Origin of the sequence: Dulcicalothrix desertica PCC 7102 (assembly GCF_003991905.1) — a bacterium.
In the GTDB taxonomy this organism is placed as follows: Bacteria; Cyanobacteriota; Cyanobacteriia; order Cyanobacteriales; family Nostocaceae; genus Dulcicalothrix; species Dulcicalothrix desertica.
This window is the reverse complement of sequence record NZ_RSCL01000105.1, coordinates 1-681: the sequence shown is the minus strand read 5'-3', so window position 1 is coordinate 681 and position 681 is coordinate 1. Positions and strand designations below refer to the sequence as shown.

1 protein-coding gene is annotated in these 681 nt (G+C 40.4%); it reads left to right on the top strand.

Annotated features, from left to right (window positions below; translation table 11 throughout):
• Positions 1–53 precede the first annotated feature (53 nt).
• A partial coding sequence (locus tag DSM106972_RS50980) for a plasmid pRiA4b ORF-3 family protein (RefSeq protein ID WP_148129305.1) occupies positions 54–681 on the top strand: 628 nt, incomplete at its 3' end.

The window sequence follows — 681 nt, the reverse complement described above, 5'->3', positions numbered from 1 at the left end:
GAGAGCGAAAAATTTCAGGGGAGCTGGGTTAAATAATGCGGTAAAATAACGCAATGTCTAATTCATCTGAACCAGTCGTTTACCAGTTAAAAATATTACTACTCGGTATCAGCCCAACAATTTGGAGGCGGGTACTTGTTAGGAGCGATAGCACAATAGAAAATTTGCACTACACCGTTCAGCTAGCAATGGGGTGGTCAGATATTCACCTCCACCATTTCATCATTCACGGCAAGGAGTACGGAGTTTCACAAATAGGTGGAACTATGTTTAGTGACCAAGCATCAGAGGTCAAACTTGCAATATTTGGTTTTAGGGAGAAAGAAAAGTTTTTATACGAGTACGACTTCAGTATCAACCCAGTAATGGGTACATGGCGTCATTGGTGGCGCCACCAAATCAGAGTCGAAGCAATAAAGGTATTAAAGCAAAACAAAGTTTATCCTGTATGCACTGCTGGAGGGGGCGTTTGTCCTCCTGAAAACTGTGGTGGACCTTGGGGCTTTATGGAAAAATTGGAAGAATTTTCAATTATGGATGTGATTGAATGCTTTGATTCGATTAAGATGAGCAAAAAACTTGACATCGATACGGAGGAATTACAGGAAATGGTGACCTGGCTTAAGGTTTACCGAAACGAGTTTGATTGTCAAAAAGTTAATCAAGATTTACTACAATACT